The sequence below is a fragment of the Brevundimonas intermedia genome, assembly GCF_004614235.1.
GTDB classification, from domain to species: Bacteria; Pseudomonadota; Alphaproteobacteria; order Caulobacterales; family Caulobacteraceae; genus Brevundimonas; species Brevundimonas intermedia_A.
The window spans coordinates 1,147,472-1,162,144 of the sequence record NZ_SPVH01000006.1 but is presented as its reverse complement, the minus strand read 5'-3'; the positions used below and the strand labels follow the sequence as shown (position 1 = coordinate 1,162,144).

General features: G+C 66.2%; 18 protein-coding genes. 7 read left to right on the top strand and 11 right to left on the bottom strand.

Annotated elements, in window-relative coordinates; genetic code table 11:
- Positions 1-36: 36 nt before the first annotated feature.
- Positions 37-672, top strand: a complete 636-nt coding sequence (locus EGY25_RS12085; protein ID WP_135195200.1) for a S24 family peptidase — start codon at positions 37-39, stop codon at positions 670-672.
- A gap of 64 nt (positions 673-736) precedes the next feature.
- Here EGY25_RS12085 and EGY25_RS12080 read toward each other — a convergent pair whose 3' ends face one another.
- From EGY25_RS12080 to EGY25_RS12055, 6 genes are all read right to left on the bottom strand, one after another.
- The gene (locus tag EGY25_RS12080; RefSeq protein WP_135195199.1) at positions 737-1,210 is read right to left on the bottom strand and encodes an SH3 domain-containing protein; all 474 of its coding nucleotides are present in this window, start codon (positions 1,208-1,210) and stop codon (positions 737-739) included.
- Positions 1,211-1,287: 77 nt separating this feature from the next.
- Positions 1,288-1,677, bottom strand: a complete 390-nt coding sequence (locus tag EGY25_RS12075; RefSeq protein ID WP_135195198.1) for a hypothetical protein — start codon at positions 1,675-1,677, stop codon at positions 1,288-1,290.
- 66 nt (positions 1,678-1,743) lie between these two features.
- Positions 1,744-3,420 (bottom strand): lysine--tRNA ligase, encoded by a 1,677-nt coding sequence (locus EGY25_RS12070; RefSeq protein ID WP_135195197.1) that lies wholly within the window; start codon positions 3,418-3,420, stop codon positions 1,744-1,746.
- 200 nt (positions 3,421-3,620) lie between these two features.
- A complete protein-coding gene (locus EGY25_RS12065) occupies positions 3,621-3,965 on the bottom strand; it encodes a RidA family protein (protein ID WP_135195196.1) in 345 nt (114 codons plus the stop codon).
- Between the two features lie 59 nt (positions 3,966-4,024).
- Entirely contained in the window at positions 4,025-4,501 is a 477-nt protein-coding gene (locus tag EGY25_RS12060; RefSeq protein WP_135195195.1) for a hypothetical protein, read from the bottom strand.
- A gap of 30 nt (positions 4,502-4,531) precedes the next feature.
- The gene (locus EGY25_RS12055) at positions 4,532-4,981 is read right to left on the bottom strand and encodes an Lrp/AsnC family transcriptional regulator (protein WP_135195194.1); all 450 of its coding nucleotides are present in this window, start codon (positions 4,979-4,981) and stop codon (positions 4,532-4,534) included.
- 132 nt (positions 4,982-5,113) lie between these two features.
- Between EGY25_RS12055 and EGY25_RS12050 the strand changes: the two genes are divergently transcribed.
- Genes EGY25_RS12050 through queA form a run of 3 tightly spaced genes read left to right on the top strand, consistent with a single transcriptional unit; the run spans position 5,114 to position 8,139 of the window.
- Positions 5,114-6,400: a D-amino acid dehydrogenase gene (locus EGY25_RS12050; protein ID WP_135195193.1), complete on the top strand. Its 1,287-nt coding sequence runs from the start codon at positions 5,114-5,116 to the stop codon at positions 6,398-6,400.
- A gap of 51 nt (positions 6,401-6,451) precedes the next feature.
- Positions 6,452-6,994 (top strand): GNAT family N-acetyltransferase, encoded by a 543-nt coding sequence (locus EGY25_RS16965; protein WP_432417380.1) that lies wholly within the window; start codon positions 6,452-6,454, stop codon positions 6,992-6,994.
- Between the two features lie 59 nt (positions 6,995-7,053).
- The gene (gene queA / locus EGY25_RS12040; protein ID WP_135195191.1) at positions 7,054-8,139 is read left to right on the top strand and encodes a tRNA preQ1(34) S-adenosylmethionine ribosyltransferase-isomerase QueA; all 1,086 of its coding nucleotides are present in this window, start codon (positions 7,054-7,056) and stop codon (positions 8,137-8,139) included.
- A gap of 7 nt (positions 8,140-8,146) precedes the next feature.
- On the opposite strand, the gene pdxH is transcribed toward queA, so the two are convergent.
- On the bottom strand, positions 8,147-8,821 hold the full coding sequence (gene pdxH / locus EGY25_RS12035; RefSeq protein ID WP_135195190.1) for a pyridoxamine 5'-phosphate oxidase: 675 nt from the start codon (positions 8,819-8,821) through the stop codon (positions 8,147-8,149).
- A 109-nt stretch (positions 8,822-8,930) separates the two neighbouring features.
- Here pdxH and EGY25_RS12030 point away from each other — a divergent pair, with 109 nt between their 5' ends.
- The 3 genes from EGY25_RS12030 (at position 8,931) to EGY25_RS12020 (ending at position 11,346) form a co-directional block, all read left to right on the top strand.
- Complete coding sequence (locus EGY25_RS12030) at positions 8,931-9,665, top strand: DnaJ C-terminal domain-containing protein (protein WP_135195189.1); 735 nt, start codon at positions 8,931-8,933, stop codon at positions 9,663-9,665.
- Between the two features lie 8 nt (positions 9,666-9,673).
- On the top strand, positions 9,674-10,759 hold the full coding sequence (aroC, locus tag EGY25_RS12025) for a chorismate synthase (protein ID WP_135195188.1): 1,086 nt from the start codon (positions 9,674-9,676) through the stop codon (positions 10,757-10,759).
- A 245-nt stretch (positions 10,760-11,004) separates the two neighbouring features.
- Complete coding sequence (locus tag EGY25_RS12020) at positions 11,005-11,346, top strand: VOC family protein (RefSeq protein ID WP_135195187.1); 342 nt, start codon at positions 11,005-11,007, stop codon at positions 11,344-11,346.
- A gap of 4 nt (positions 11,347-11,350) precedes the next feature.
- On the opposite strand, the gene EGY25_RS12015 is transcribed toward EGY25_RS12020, so the two are convergent.
- From EGY25_RS12015 to thiE, 4 genes are all read right to left on the bottom strand, one after another.
- A complete protein-coding gene (locus EGY25_RS12015) occupies positions 11,351-11,578 on the bottom strand; it encodes a hypothetical protein (RefSeq protein WP_167762542.1) in 228 nt (75 codons plus the stop codon).
- Between the two features lie 124 nt (positions 11,579-11,702).
- Positions 11,703-12,236: a hypothetical protein gene (locus EGY25_RS12010; RefSeq protein WP_135195185.1), complete on the bottom strand. Its 534-nt coding sequence runs from the start codon at positions 12,234-12,236 to the stop codon at positions 11,703-11,705.
- Between the two features lie 32 nt (positions 12,237-12,268).
- Positions 12,269-13,855 carry a sensor histidine kinase gene (locus EGY25_RS12005; protein ID WP_245159451.1) on the bottom strand — a complete coding sequence of 529 codons (1,587 nt, stop codon included), beginning with the start codon at positions 13,853-13,855 and terminating at the stop codon, positions 12,269-12,271.
- 163 nt (positions 13,856-14,018) lie between these two features.
- Positions 14,019-14,672, bottom strand: a complete 654-nt coding sequence (gene thiE / locus EGY25_RS12000) for a thiamine phosphate synthase (RefSeq protein ID WP_135195183.1) — start codon at positions 14,670-14,672, stop codon at positions 14,019-14,021.
- Position 14,673 lies beyond the last annotated feature (1 nt).

Genomic DNA, 14,673 nt, shown 5'->3' with positions numbered 1-14,673 from the left:
ATCGTATCCTGTGGACGAATCGGTTTCCGGGACGCAATGCCGCTATCGCACGCCAAACTGTGGAAGGCCGTCGATAATCTGGCGCGGCGCGAGGGTCTGACGCCGTCCGGCCTAGCCCGCCGCGCCGGTCTGGACGCTACCAGCTTCAATCCGTCCAAACGCTTTGGTCCAGGCGATCCGCCGCGTCCGCGCTGGCCTTCGACCGAGAGTATGACCTTGGTGCTTCAGGCGACCGGCGTGTCCTTAGCCGACTTTGCAATTCTCGCGGAGGATGCTCCGGACAGACCCGCCACCGTCCCGCTGTTGGGTTTGGCGAAGGCGGGACAGGACGGGTTTTTCGACGATGCGGGTCTGCCGACCGGGGAAGGCTGGGACCAGACCGACCTGCCGCGCGCCAAGGACACCTTGTTCAGCCTGAAGATCACCGGAGATTCCATGTCGCCGCTCTATCGCGAGGGCGACCGGGTCATCGTCGATCAGGAAGCGACGCGCGTGCGGCGTGGCGATCGAGTCGTGGCCCGCCTGACGACCGGCGAGACCGTGGCCAAAGAGGTGACCAGCCTGACCAGCCGCACCGTCACCCTGTCCTCCATCAATCCCGATTATCCACCCCGCGTCGTCCCACGCCGCGAAATCGAGTGGATGGCCCGTATTCTTTGGGTCAGTCAGTAGTTGACCAAGGCAAAAGCCCCGCCCGGCGAACCGGACGGGGCTTTCGATGGTGATCCGTTCAGACCTAGTTGGCCGTGACGTATTGGGCGTTCACCCAGCCGCCGCCGGCGATCTGGACCCACTCCCCCTGCGAACCGACAGCGGTGAAGGGCTGGCCCGCCGACAATGTGCCGGCCTGGCGATAGTTGGTGCCGGGACCGCTGCGGATACGCAGGTTGGACGAAGCGCGATATTGCGAGCCGTTGGACACAGACGCCGCACGCGCGCGCTGCTGGTTGCAGCCGATATACGAACCCGCCGCCGCGCCGGCGCCGGCGCCGACGATGGTGCCGGCCGTGCGCTCGTTACGGGCCAGGTTGGAACCCACCACGCCGCCGACGACGGCGCCGATCAGGGCGCCTGCACGCTGGCGACCCCCGGGGGCGTCGCAGTTGGTCACACCATTGGCTTGAGCCTGGGCGGCCATCGGGGCGGCCGTCACCATAGCGGCCAGAGCGGCAGCCGTGGCCAGACCGGTCTTGAAAATCCTGTTCGACATAACTCTTCTCCTGTCAGCGCGTTTGCCGATGCGAGGAGAATGCCTGGACGAACCTGAAGGCTCCCGGAGCTTCGCCGTTATTTTCCGTTCATCTTGGTTGCCCGCGCCGTTCGCCGACGCTCGACCAGCCGTCGCGCCGCCTCGACGTCCCGCTCGATCAAATGCTTGCGACGCACGAACTGAAAATCCAGCACCCGCGCCCACAAATAAAGCAGGCGATCGTGGGTCACAAAGACCGTCACAGCCTCATCACTTGGCGGCGGCCCCCACGCCTCTGCAAGCTTGCCCAAGTGCTGGATCGTCGCGTCATCTGGTATCGGCTCGCATTCGACGATCCAGTCCCAGCTGCAAAGCTCCGGCCGGTCTGCGATCAGAGTCACCGTCGCCGTCAGCACCTTGTCGGCTGATCCAGCCGAGACCAGATCCAACCACAATATCCGCGCGGCCTCGTCGATTTCGTAACGCAACGTCGCCTCCCCGGCTACGCGCCCATCCAAAACGTCCAGGGTTAACAATCCTGACCAAAATCAGGGTTACGCAAGTTTCCCGTTCGCCCCCGCCTGGATAAGTTCGATGGTCTGCGGCAGCCCGTAGATAGCCGCGAACGAGCCGAAGCGCGGCCCCTGGCTGGCACCCAGCAGCACCTCGTACAGCGCCCCGAACCAGGCCCGCAGCGGCTCGAACGCATGCGCCTTGCCCACGGCATAGACCTCGCTCTGGATCAGTTCGCCGTCGGTCGTGTCCGCAGGCAGGGCCTTCAGCCGCTCCGCCAGGTCCAGCAGCGCCGCCTTCTCCTTGTCGTCCGGCAGGCGGTACGACTTCGAGGGCTTCACGAAGTCCTCGTAATAGTTCAGCGCCGACCCCATCAGCCGGTCCAGCAGAGGCTCGTTCTGCGGCGTCGCCTCGGGCAGGTATTTGGCGAAATAGGCCCACAGCTGGTCCTTGGTCGAGGCGTTGGCTACACCGACCAAATTCAGCAACAACGCGAACGACACCGGCGAGGTGTGGGTCGGCGGATCGCCCGCATGGATCGACCAGACGGCGTTGTCGATCCGCTTGGCCGGCTCCTGCGTCTTGTAGCTCTCGATGAAGGCCAGATAGTCGTCGATGGCGCGCGGAATGACGTTGAAGTGCAGGCTCTTGGCCGACTTCGGCGACTGGAACATGTACCAGCTCAGGCTCTCGGGCGTGCCGTAGCGCAGCCACTCGTCCATCGTCAGGCCGTTGCCCTTGGACTTGGAGATCTTCTTGCCTTCGATGTCGAGGAAGAGCTCGTAGTTGAAGCCTTCCGGCGGCGTGCCGCCCAGGGCGCGGCACAGCTTCGACGACTCGCGCACGCTCTCGATCAGGTCCTTGCCCGACATCTCGTAGTCGACGTCCAGCGCGACCCAGCGCATGGCCCAATCGGGCTTCCATTGCAGCTTCACATGGCCGCCGGTGACCGGAACCTCGGTGCGGTTGCCCGGTTCGCCGGCCGGATCCTCGAAGGTGATCGTACCCTTCTCGACGTCGCGCGCCAGGGTCGGGACCTGCAGCACATGGCCGGTGATCGGGCTGACCGGCAGGAAAGGCGAATAGGTCGCGCGCCGCTCCTCGCCCAGGGTCGGCAGCATGATGGCCATGACGGCGTCGAACCGCTCCAGCAGGGTCAGCAGCGTCGCGTCGAACCGGCCGGACTTGTAGGTCTCGGTCGAGCTCATGAACTCGTAGTCGAAGCCGAACGAATCCAGGAAGGCCTGCAGCCGCGCGTTGTTGTGCGCCCCGAAACTGTCATGCGTGCCGAACGGGTCGCGCACACGCGTCAGCGACAGGTGCAGGTCTTCGCGCAGCATTTCCGGATTCGGGATGCCCTCGGGCACCTTGCGCAGCCCGTCCATGTCGTCGCTGAAGGCGATCAGGCGCGTCGGCCAATGATCGCCCGTCAGGGCGCGAAAGGCGTTGCGCACCATGGTCGTGCGCGCCACCTCGCCGAAGGTGCCCATGTGCGGCAGGCCCGACGGGCCATAACCGGTCTCAAGGATCACCGCCCGTTGCAGCGCCGGGAAGGTCGCCAGCGCCTCGTCCGACTTGCCCGCGTCGATCAGCAGTTTGGCCGCGTCCCGCTCGGCGTCGGTCAGGCGCTTCTTCAGCACATGGGCCAGCAGATTGCGGGCTTGTTCGAACGGCCAGGACTTGGCCTCGCGGGCGAGGGTTTCGAGGTTCTGCAACATGTCGGCGGTTTGCAGTCTGCAACTCGCGGGGTCAACGCCTTATCCTTTCCGCGCTCCGTCACCCTCGGGCTTGTCCCGAGGGTCCACTTGTCCGCGAATTTCGAGCGATGGCGGTTGGCAGGTCGTTGGTCCGGTCGCGTTCGGGTCCGTGTCAGCTGTGGGCCCTCGGGACAAGCCCGAGGTTGACGGGTTTTAGAGCTTCAACCCTTGGCGGCGATCACGATGACTTCGACCAGATAGTCCGGCGACGCCAGCCGGCTCTCGCCTGTGGCGCGGGCCGGCGGATTGGCGGTGTCGACCCAGGCGTCCCACACGCTGTTCATCGCGTCGAAATCACCGATGTCGGCCAGCCAGATCTGGGCCATCAGGATTTTGGACTTGTCGCTGCCCGCCTCGGCCAGCAAGGCCTCGACCTCGGCCAAGGCCGTCTTCGTCTGGGCGATGACGTCGTCGCCCGGCTCTCCGACCTGGCCGGCCAGATAGATGGTGTCGCCGTGGATGACGGCTTCGCTCATGCGGGCGCCGGGCTGAATACGGGTGATCATGGCGAGGTCCTTTGAAACGCCGCCTCACCTATCGCCGCATGCGCCCGACTGTCGAGCGTTTAGCGCCGGTTGAACCGCGCGACCGTCAGACCGACGACCAGAGCGCCCGCCCCGACGATCAGGGCGTCCTCGATGAGTCCGCTTTTCGTCTGGCCGATACGAGCCATGGCCTTCTTGCGACCGGCCAGGGTCAGATAGGCCAGCGGCACGGCGGTCGCGACGGCGACGCCAGCGCCCAGCTTTTCCTTGCCGTGCGGCGCCAGGGCCGACCCCGCGATCCCCGCGCTCATTACTCGCGCCAACAGGCCCAGGAAGACGGTGCGGTCGGGCGCCGACTTCATCTTGTCGCCCAGCAGCTCGCCGACGCCCATAGCCAGGGCGCCGAACTTGAACAGCGGCTGGTTCAACAGGAAGACCCGGCCCGGCGTCGGCTTGTGCGCCAACTCGGCCGCCGCGATGGCCGCCATCGGGGTCATGGATCGGGCGCTGGAGACGGCGCCGATGAGGGCGGAGGGCAACAGTTCGGTGATCTTCATGCCGTGTGAACACCGCACGACGGCGAGGGTTCAGCCGCGCGCCGCCAGAACGTTTCGGATCGCCAGGCTGGAGTGGATGCGCGACACCCCCGGCAGGCGAGACAGCACATCCTTGTGGATCACCTCATAGGCCGCGATGTCGGGCGCAACGGCCCGCACGATATAGTCCGCCTCGCCCGCCATCAGATAGCAGTCGCGGATTTCGGGATGGTTGCGCACCGCCGCCTCGAACCGACGCATATGGTCGTCGGTCTGTTTCTCCAGCGTGATCTCGACATAGGCCACCACCCCGTCGTCGGCGTCGTTGGCCAGGACGGCGGCATAGCCCCGGATCACGCCGCGTTCCTCAAGCCGTCGCACCCGGCGCAGGCACGCCGACGGCGACAGACCGATCGCAGAGGCCAGGTCTGCGTTGCTCACGCGGCCATCAGCGCGAAGCCGTTGAAGAATGCGCTGGTCGATAGGATCAAGCAGGGTCACAAGTTTCCGCCTTTCGACCGCAGATTATTGCGTTTCATATCTACCAGCCGCAGATCATTGCGCAAACAGGCAGGATCATCGAACGATGCGAGGGTAACTTCGCCCACAATCAACACGGTTCGGAAGCGTCACATGCAGGTTCTGGTTCTGGGTTCCGGCGTCATCGGCGTCACCACCGCCTGGTATCTCAGCCAGGCGGGGCATGAGGTCACGGTGGTCGATCGCCAGGCCGGTCCGGCGCTGGAAACCAGCTTCGCCAACGCGGCTCAGATCTCCCCCGGCTATTCCGCGCCCTGGGCCGCGCCGTCGATCCCGGTCAAGGCGATGAAGTGGCTGCTGATGCGCCACGCCCCGCTGATCGTGCGCCCCCGTCTGGACATGGCCATGGTGCGCTGGACGCTGGCCATGCTGCGCAACTGCACCCACGACCGCTATGCGCTGAACAAGAGCCGCATGGTGCGCCTGGCCGAATACAGCCGCGATCAGCTGGACCTGCTGCGCCGCGACACCGACATCGCCTATGACGGCCGCCAGCAGGGCACGCTGCAGCTGTTCCGCACCGAAAAACAGCTGGCCGACGTGCACAAGGACGTGGACGTGCTGAAGGCCGCGGGCGTCCCTTGCGAGGTTCTGGACCGCGCCGGATGCATCGCTGCGGAGCCGGGTCTGGCCGCCTCCGATGTCGATTTCGTCGGGGGTCTACGCCTGCCGCACGACGAGACCGGCGACTGTTTCCTGTTCACCAACGCCCTTGCGAAGCTGGCGGCGGAGCGGGGCGTGGTCTTCCATCACGAGACCGAAATCCACGCCATCACGACCACCGACGGTCGCGCGACCGGCGCCCTGACCAGCAAGGGCGCCCTGACCGCCGATCTGGTCGTCCTGGCGCTGGGTTCCTATTCGCCGATGATGGCCAAGCCCCTGGGCCTCGATCTGCCGGTCTATCCGGTGAAGGGCTATTCGATCACGGCCCGGATCCTGGACGCCGACCGCGCGCCCGTCTCCACCGTGATGGACGAAAGCTACAAGGTGGCGATCACTCGCCTGGGCGACCGCATCCGGGTGGGCGGCATGGCGGAACTGTCGGGCTACAACAACACCCTGCCCGCCCTGCGCCGCGAAACCCTGGCCCATTCCGTCGGCAGCCTGTTCCCCGGCGGCGGCGATCTGGCGGGCGCCAGCTACTGGTCCGGCCTGCGCCCCATGACGCCGGACGGCACGCCCGTCATCGGCGCGACCAAGATCCCCGGTCTCTATCTAAACACCGGCCACGGAACCCTGGGCTGGACCATGTCCTGCGGCTCGGCCCGCGTGCTGGCCGACATGATCGACGGCCGGTCGCCCGAGATCGACGCGCACGACCTGTCTCTGAACCGCTACGGCGCTTGGGCGGGCGCGTTTGCGCCGGGGTTTAAGTGAACGCAGCGCTCTCGATTGCGCCACCTCGACGCGTGCGTTTATCGTCCGGAAATGCGGGCACCTGAGATATTTGAAACCGAGCGATTGCGTCTACGTCCAGTCAAGCGATCGGATGCTGGGGACATCTATCAGTACACTAGCGGGGTGGCCGAGACCCGCTTCATGCCCTTCCAAAGACATCAAGACATAGGTGACAGCCTAGAATTCGCGGAGAGATGCGAGGCCTGTTGGGTTGCGGGCTCAGCCTTTCCTTGGGCCGTCACCGAGAGGATGTCGGAACGTTTCATGGGTGTTCTCGAACTACGCCTATCTCCGCCCAAGGCCGACTTTGGCTATATTTTTGCGGAGGCCTTTTGGGGAAACGGCTTCGCTACCGAGGCCACATCCGCCGTAGTGGGATGGACGATCGCCCAGCCCTCTATCATGCGCGTCTGGGCGACGTGTCACCCCGGCAACATAGCATCGGCTGCGGTGCTGCGTCGGACAGGCCTAAGCCACGAGGCGACTTTGTCGAATTGGGAAGCGCGTCCTCAGTTGGAAGAACTCGCCGGGCCAAGCGCTTGCTACGCCCTTGTAAAATCTCCGCCGCGATAGACCTTTTCCCTTCCGCCAAATCATGGCGCAGGCCTTCCGACGCTCGTATAGAGCGCCCGATGAAGACCGCCGATTTCGATTTCGACCTGCCTGAAGAGCGGATTGCGCTGCGTCCGGCCGATCCGCGCGATTCCGCTCGCCTGCTGGTCGTGAAGGGCGGCGCGCTGGAGGATCGGGTCATCCGTGACCTGCCCGACTTCCTGCGACCCGGCGACGCCCTGGTGTTCAACGACACGCGTGTCATCCCCGCCCGTCTGTCGGGCGTGCGCCAGCGCATTGGCGCCGAGGGTGAAACCCTGACGGTCGAGGTCGAGGCGACGCTGCACCACCGCGACGCTCCCGACGTCTGGTCCGCCTTCATGAAGCCGGGCAAGCGCATCAAGCCGGGCGACCGGATAAGGTTCGGCCTCGCCTCAGAAGCCGCCTGCGACCTGGGCCGTCTGGACGCCACCGTCACGGCCAAGGGCGACGACGGTCTGATCACCCTGACGTTCGACCTATCCGGCCCGGCCCTGGATGACGCCATCCGCGACGTGGGGGTCATGCCCCTGCCTCCCTATATCGCCGCCAAAAGGCCCGAGGACGACCGCGACCGGTCCGACTATCAGACCGTCTTCGCCGAACATGACGGGTCGGTCGCCGCCCCGACCGCCGGCCTGCATTTCACCCCGGCGCTGCTCGACGCCATCCGCGCCAAGGGCGTCTCGACCCACGCCGTCACCCTGCACGTCGGCGCCGGCACCTTCCTGCCGGTCAAGGCCGACGATCTGGCCGACCACAAGATGCACAGCGAATGGGGCGAGGTGTCGCCTGAGACCGCCGCCGCCCTGAACGCCGTCCATACAAACGGCGGACGCATCGTCTGCGTCGGCACCACCAGCTTGCGCCTGCTGGAAAGCGCAACGACCGAGGACGGCGAGATCAAGCCCTTCCACGGCGACACGGCCATTTTCATAACGCCGGGCTATCGGTTCCGGGCGGTCGATATATTGATGACCAACTTCCACCTGCCGAAATCGACGCTGTTCATGCTGGTCAGCGCCTTTGCGGGCAGCGCGACGATGAAGGCGGCCTACGCCCACGCCATCGCCGACGGCTATCGCTTCTATTCCTACGGCGACGGATCGCTGCTGTTCCGCGACTGATCGCGGATCAGGGCCAAAGACGCCCAGACCGCCAGGCCTCGCCGTCGCGCTCGAACCGCAGCCGGTCGTGCAGGCGGAACGGGCGATCGCGCCAGAACTCGACCGAGCGCGGCACGACGCGCCAGCCGGTCCAGTGGGACGGGCGCGGCACGTCCTGGCCATCGAAGCGCGCGGTTTCGCGGCCTACGGCCTCTTCCAGCACGGTGCGGTCCGACAGCGGGCGGGACTGGTCCGAGGCCCAGGCGCCGATGCGGCTTTCGCGCGCGCGGCTGGCGAAATAGGCGTCGGCCTCGGCGGCCGACACCGGCTTGACCGCGCCGCGCACCCGCACCTGACGACGCAGCGACTTCCAGTGGAAGGTCAGGGCGGCGGCGGCGCAGGTCGCCAGTTCCACCCCCTTGGCGCTCTCGCTGTTGGAATAGAAGGTGAAGCCGCGCGCATCGACGTCTTTCAACAGCACGATCCGCGCATCCGGCAGGCCGTCCGCATCGACGGTGGAGAGGGTCATGGCGTTGGGATCGTTCGGCTCATGCGCCCGCGCGTCGGCCAGCCATTCGACGAAAAGCCCGATGGGTTCGGCGCGCGCGAAGATGGTCTCGTCACCATTGGCGGCCAGCGCGGCGGCATAGTCGCGGGCGTATTCCTCACGCGAGGGGCTGGGCGGGATCACGGATGCGGTCATGTCAGTGATCTAATCCCTGTGAGCCGTTCTGGAAATGATCGAGGTCAAAACGGCCGTTTGCGCATCACGGTTAACCGCCCATTGACCCTGATGGGCGAACGGTGACGGCATGAGCACGCATGGTCACCCCTCTGATGTTTCCGGCGTCCGCGAGGCCCTTTCGACGCTGGGTCTCAGCGGCGATGTCGACGCCGCCGCGCTAAAGACCGCCTTCCGCGCGGCGGTCAAGGTGGCGCGCCCTGATCAGACCGGAGGCGACGCCGAGCGGTTCCGCCGCGTGATCGCCGCCTATCACCTGATCCAGGCGCATCAGCCCGCCCGGCCGGCCCTGTCCGCCCCCAAGCTGCGTCCCGCGCCTGCACCCGTGCTGGTGCTCAGTCCGATGCAGGCCATCGCCGGGGCGCGCGTGGACCTGCGGCTGGGCGCGCGGACAGTGCGGGTCACGGCGCCAGCGGGCCTGCGGAGCGGCGATCATTTGCGACTGCGGCGCGGCGCGACGGACGGCGGCGACCTCTATCTGTCGGTTCTGATCCGGCCCGAGGACGGGCTGTCGGTCGTCGGCGACGACATCTTCATGACCTGGCCCACCGAACAGCGCCTGATGGCCGACGGCGGGCGGGTCGAGATCGAGACCCATGCGGGCACGCGCTCTGCCTGGATCACGGCGGACATGGCCGCGCCGGTGCGGGTTCGCCTGAAAGGCCTGGGTCTGCCCGCGCGTGGATCGCGCGAGGCCGGGCATCTGTTCGTGAAGCTGACGCCGTCGTCGGACGTGCCCTCGGCGGCGGAAGACCTGCTGTTGCGGTTCACGCGGGTCTGGACGCAGGAGCGTCTGGCGGCCTAAGTCGGCGCATGTCGCACAACACCTTCGGCCATCTGTTTCGCGTGACCACCTGGGGCGAGAGCCACGGGCCGGCCATCGGCTGCGTCGTGGACGGATGCCCGCCGATGATCCCGCTGACCGAGGCGGACATCCAGCCGTGGCTGGATCAGCGCAAACCGGGCGGCAGCCGCTTCGTGACCCAGCGCAAGGAGAGCGACACCGCGCGTATCCTGTCGGGCGTCTTCGATGACGGCGACGGCCCGGTCACCACCGGCACGCCCATCTCGATCATGATCGAGAATGAGGACCAGCGGTCCAAAGACTATGGCGAGATCGCCCGCGCCTATCGGCCGGGGCACGCCGACTACGCCTATCAGGCCAAATACGGCGTGCGTGACCACCGGGGCGGCGGCCGATCGTCGGCGCGCGAGACCGCCAGCCGCGTGGCGGCCGGCGCAGTGGCGCGCAAGGTGCTGGGCGAAGGCGTCTGGATTCGTGCAGGCGTGGTGCAGATCGGGGCCCACCGCATCGCACCCGATCAGGTCGATTTCGACGCCGTATCCGGCAATCCGCTGTTCGCCGCCTCGGCCGAGGTCGTGCCTGCGTGGGAGGCCTATCTGGACGGCATTCGCAAGGCCGGGTCGTCGGTCGGCGCCGTGGTCGCGCTGGAGGTGACGGGCGTACCGGCCGGATGGGGCGCACCGATCTACGGCAAGCTGGATTCCGAACTGGCGTCGGCCCTGATGTCGATCAACGCCGCCAAGGGGGTCGAGATCGGCGCGGGCTTCGACTCTGCTGGACTGACGGGCGAAGAGAACGCCGACGAGATGCGGCTGGACCTGAACAATCAGCCGGTCTTCCTGTCGAACAAGGCGGGCGGCGTGCTGGGCGGGATTTCAACGGGGCAACCGGTGACGGCGCGGGTGGCGTTCAAGCCCACATCCTCGATTTTGACCATGCGCCAGACCGTTACGCGCGACGGCGAGGAAACGGACCTGCGCACCAAGGGTCGCCATGACCCCTGCGTGGCGCTGCGGGCCGTGCCGGTGGTGGAAGCCATGGCCGCCTGCGTCTTGGCCGACGCCTTCCTGAGACACCGCGCCCAGGTCGGCTGAAGGCTTATCGCCTCGGTCTGCGCGCCGAAATGATGGATTGAAGGCTTTGCGGGTGACCGGCTTGCGGTCTGGGCGACGGTTCGACCGCGCGCTCCTCCTGCCGCATCAGGGCGACGAGGCCCGACAATCCCGTCGTCATCACGATCATCGCCGAATCCTGCAACTGCGAACCGTTTGCAGGTTTGCGCATGTTCGGGCGTCGTGCAAGAGGTTTGGTCGGTGGCGTCGAACTGAGGAGATCAACCGTGCGTGAAGACGGAAAGCTGGACTATCTCGAACTGCCCGCCGCAGACCTGCCCGCGACCAAGGAATTCTACAGCCAGGCGTTCGGCTGGACCTTCGTGGATTACGGCCCGACCTATGCGGCCTTCGATCAGGGGTTGGACGGTGGGTTCGACGCCGATCAGGCCGACCGGACCAAGACGCCCCTGCCCGTTCTGTACGCCCATGACCTGGAGGCCATGCTGGCCAAGGTCGAGGCGGCCGGCGGTCGTATCCTGAAGCCGATCTACGCCTTCCCCGGCGGTCGCCGGTTCCACTTCGCCGATCCGGCCGGCACCGAAATGGCGGTCTGGTCCGAGGGCTGAAGGCTCAGCGGGCGTCGATGGACTGGCCGATCCGTTCGGCCAGATCCCGGTCGGCGCCGGTGACGCTGGTGATCCAGACGTGGATTTCCTTGGGGGCGGTCGGTCGCTGGAACAGATGCTCCATGGCCAGGCGTCGCCCGCCCTCCGTCACCACCACCGAGGCGCGGCCGCCGGCGCGCACCATCTCGCCGTCATAGATCGGAAACTGCGATGACGGCCCGGCGTAGATCATCAGCAAGGTCTGATCGCCGCGCTGGACACGGTAGATATTGGCGTCTGCTCCCGCCCGCGCGGGCGTGATGGTCAGACCCGTAGCCAGCTCGATCCCGAATGGCAGGGCCGCGATGGCCGCGGCGTTAAGCGCGGTCGGCGCGGGCGCTGCGGGGGGTGGCGTCGTCGTGGCGGGTGCAGGCGTCGCGGCCTGAGTCGCACTGGTGGCCGGCGGCGTTCGCGGTGACGTGGTCGGCGCTGGACGCGGCGCCGTAGCGAAAGGTGTAGTCGCTGGGTTGGGTGTTTGATCCTGTCGTTGGGACGACGTCGTCGGCGACGAACGAGGCGTCGCAGCCGGGCTTTGACCAATGGGAGGCAGAGCTTGCGTGGTCGATCTGCTGGGCGTTTGGACTGGCGTTTGCGCGGGAGATGTCGTCGGCGCCGGGCGAGGCGTCGCGGCTGGACTTTGGCCAATCGGCGGCAGGGCTTGCGTCGTCGTGCGGGCCGGAGCCTGCGTCGATGTCGGACGGGTTGCAGCTGATGCAGGCGGCGCTGCCGATGGCGGAGCGCTGTTCAGGTCGCGAGTCAGATCGGATGCAGGCCGTTGTGCAGGCGGCGTCGTCGCCTGTCCTGAAATCACGAGGGCGGCGGCAAGAGCGATCATGGACATGATCGGACAATCGCGCGGCGAGGCTGCGATCGCAAGCGCGACCTAGGCCTTGGGCAACAAGATCCAGAAGGTGGCGCCCTCGCCTGGCGCAGAAATCACGCCGATCGATCCCCCCTGCAACTCGACCAACCGCTTGGCCAGAGCCAGGCCTACGCCGTGCCCCTCGACCGTCGAACGTTCCAAACCAAGGCGGTTGAAGGGCTCGAACAACTGCGCCTGTTTCTGGACGGACAGGCCGGGTCCGAAATCGCTGACCTCGACGCGCACGCAGTCGTCCTCTCGCAGGGCCCGCAGAATGACCCGCCCGCCAGAGCCGCCGTATTTCAGCGCGTTGACCGTCAGATTGGTCACCACCTGCGCAAAGCGCTGGGAATCCGCGACAGCAATCAAACCATCGCCTTCACACACGACCTCAATGGCGACCGTTTCCGCGTCCGGTCGCAGCAAGCAGATGCGACGGACATCCTCCAACAGGCCAGGAATGTCGGTGGGGCGCAGCTCGACCCTGACCGCCCCGGATTCGGCGCGGGCGACATCCAGCAGGTCATGCGCCAGGGTCTCGACCTGACGGGCCGTGGTCACCAGCATCTCCGACATTTCGGTCTGCTGAGGCGTGATCGGTCCCAGATGCCCCTGACGCCACAGATCGCCGATGCCGATGATGCCGGCGACGGGGCTCTTGATTTCATGCGCGACATTCGCGAGCAGGCGAGACTTGGCTTCGGACGCCTTTTCCGCGCGTTCTCGACCCAGTCGCGCCCGGTCGGCCAAAAGATCGCGTTCTTCCAGGAGAGAGGCCACAAGCAGGACAGGCATATAGCCGATCAACACCAGCATCTGGGCCATCAAGACCTGTTCGGTGGGCGATCCCTGAGCGTAGGGACCCTGGCCTATCATCGCGCTGCCTACCAACAGGACGGTGAGGATCACAAGCGTGAAGGCTATGCCCGCCACGCCCAGCCGCACTGCAATGGCCAGCAGCAAGGGCAGCAGAACAAATCCCAACGGGACGTTTCCGGCGAAGGCGACATAGTAGAAGACGGGAACGAGCCCGAACAGGATAACGGCCTCGACCATTTTTTTGGGTTTGAGCAGTTTCGCGAGCGTGGTTCGCGTCAGCGACAACCCCATGGAGCCGAGGACGGCGATGCCCAGAGCGTGTCCGAACCACCAGGTCTGAAACCCCTGCCAGAGATCCGTCTGTCCCATCTGCATCAGGACAACCAGGCTGGCCAACGCCGCCGGGATCGGTGCAAGCACGGCAGCGAAGAACAGGAAGCTGACAGCGCCGTTCAGGCTGGACAGGTTCAGCGTGGGCGAAAACCGGCGCGCCAGAAGCACCGCAGCCACGATCTCGATCATGTTGACGACGGTGAAGGCCAGCGCCAACGGTGGCTTGTTGCCCGCTATGATTTCACCGATCAGAATGCTGATGGCCATGACGCCAGCGAATGTCATATCGCTGTTACGGCCTCGACTGGTGCGCAGCCAGACGGCGACGGCGACGCCGCTTGCGCCCCAAAGGCCGGCGACCAGCCCTGCCGAACGTCCGTAGGCGATCGCCATTGCCACCAGCACCGCGACCGCGACGCCGGTCAGCACGGGCGTCAGTGGGTGCGAGGCTTCCAAGCCGTCGCCCCCATGGCCAGGGCGATGGCCAGCCTCGCTACCCCTCGTCGAAGGCGAGGCAGGCTGGTCGTCGATGTTGAGCGCGCGGCTCAGGATCATGGAAATATTCCGACCAACTACAGGCCGGCTAAAAAGACCACAGGGTTCCTAATATCCCCTGAAGTCAGAACTTCAACCTTTGATTGAATAGCTTGACCGCCTCGGCTGCGCCTTTGCTATAACCCCAGACGCCGTTGCTGACCGCGACGAAGTCTGCACCCGCACGGGCCAAGTCGGCGGCATTGTCGACGGTGACGCCGCCGATGGCGACGCAGGGGGTCTCGACCGTTTCCTGCCAGACCATCAAAATCTCCAGCCCCGGACGATGAACGGTCTCTTTCGTTTCGGTGGGATAGAAGGCGCCGAAGGCGACGTAGTCCGCACCACCCTCGGCCGCGTCCCAGGCCAGGTCGCGGTCGTCGTGGCAGGTGACGCCGATCATGGCGTCTGGTCCCAGAGTGCGGCGGGCCTCGGCCAGCGAGCCATCCCCCTGACCGATATGGACGCCGTCACACCCTGTTTCCCGCGCCAGGTCGGGCCGGTCGTTCAGCAGCACGGCCACGTCGTGACGACGAGCGACGGGGGCCAGCGCCGCGACCGCCGCGCGGATCGTGGCGTCTTCCGCAGGCTTCAGCCGGATCTGCAGGGCGGCGACATCGCCGGCGGCCAAGGCCTGATCCAGCGTCTTGGCGAAGGCGTTCAGGTCCGCGATCGCGGGCGGCGTGATCAAATACAGCCGGCAAGGCGGGCGGGCGGGGACGGTGGGTGTTCTGGCCATG

Coding starts and splice junctions, on each gene's coding strand:
- EGY25_RS12085 (WP_135195200.1), top strand. CDS start 37: ATGCCGCTATCGCACGCCAAACTGTGGAAGGCCGTCGATAATCTGGCG.
- EGY25_RS12080 (WP_135195199.1), bottom strand. CDS start 1,210: ATGTCGAACAGGATTTTCAAGACCGGTCTGGCCACGGCTGCCGCTCTG.
- EGY25_RS12070 (WP_135195197.1), bottom strand. CDS start 3,420: ATGTTGCAGAACCTCGAAACCCTCGCCCGCGAGGCCAAGTCCTGGCCG.
- EGY25_RS12065 (WP_135195196.1), bottom strand. CDS start 3,965: ATGATCACCCGTATTCAGCCCGGCGCCCGCATGAGCGAAGCCGTCATC.
- EGY25_RS12060 (WP_135195195.1), bottom strand. CDS start 4,501: ATGAAGATCACCGAACTGTTGCCCTCCGCCCTCATCGGCGCCGTCTCC.
- EGY25_RS12050 (WP_135195193.1), top strand. CDS start 5,114: ATGCAGGTTCTGGTTCTGGGTTCCGGCGTCATCGGCGTCACCACCGCC.
- EGY25_RS16965 (WP_432417380.1), top strand. CDS start 6,452: ATGCGGGCACCTGAGATATTTGAAACCGAGCGATTGCGTCTACGTCCA.
- queA (WP_135195191.1), top strand. CDS start 7,054: ATGAAGACCGCCGATTTCGATTTCGACCTGCCTGAAGAGCGGATTGCG.
- pdxH (WP_135195190.1), bottom strand. CDS start 8,821: ATGACCGCATCCGTGATCCCGCCCAGCCCCTCGCGTGAGGAATACGCC.
- EGY25_RS12030 (WP_135195189.1), top strand. CDS start 8,931: ATGAGCACGCATGGTCACCCCTCTGATGTTTCCGGCGTCCGCGAGGCC.
- aroC (WP_135195188.1), top strand. CDS start 9,674: ATGTCGCACAACACCTTCGGCCATCTGTTTCGCGTGACCACCTGGGGC.
- EGY25_RS12015 (WP_167762542.1), bottom strand. CDS start 11,578: ATGATCTACGCCGGGCCGTCATCGCAGTTTCCGATCTATGACGGCGAG.
- thiE (WP_135195183.1), bottom strand. CDS start 14,672: ATGGCCAGAACACCCACCGTCCCCGCCCGCCCGCCTTGCCGGCTGTAT.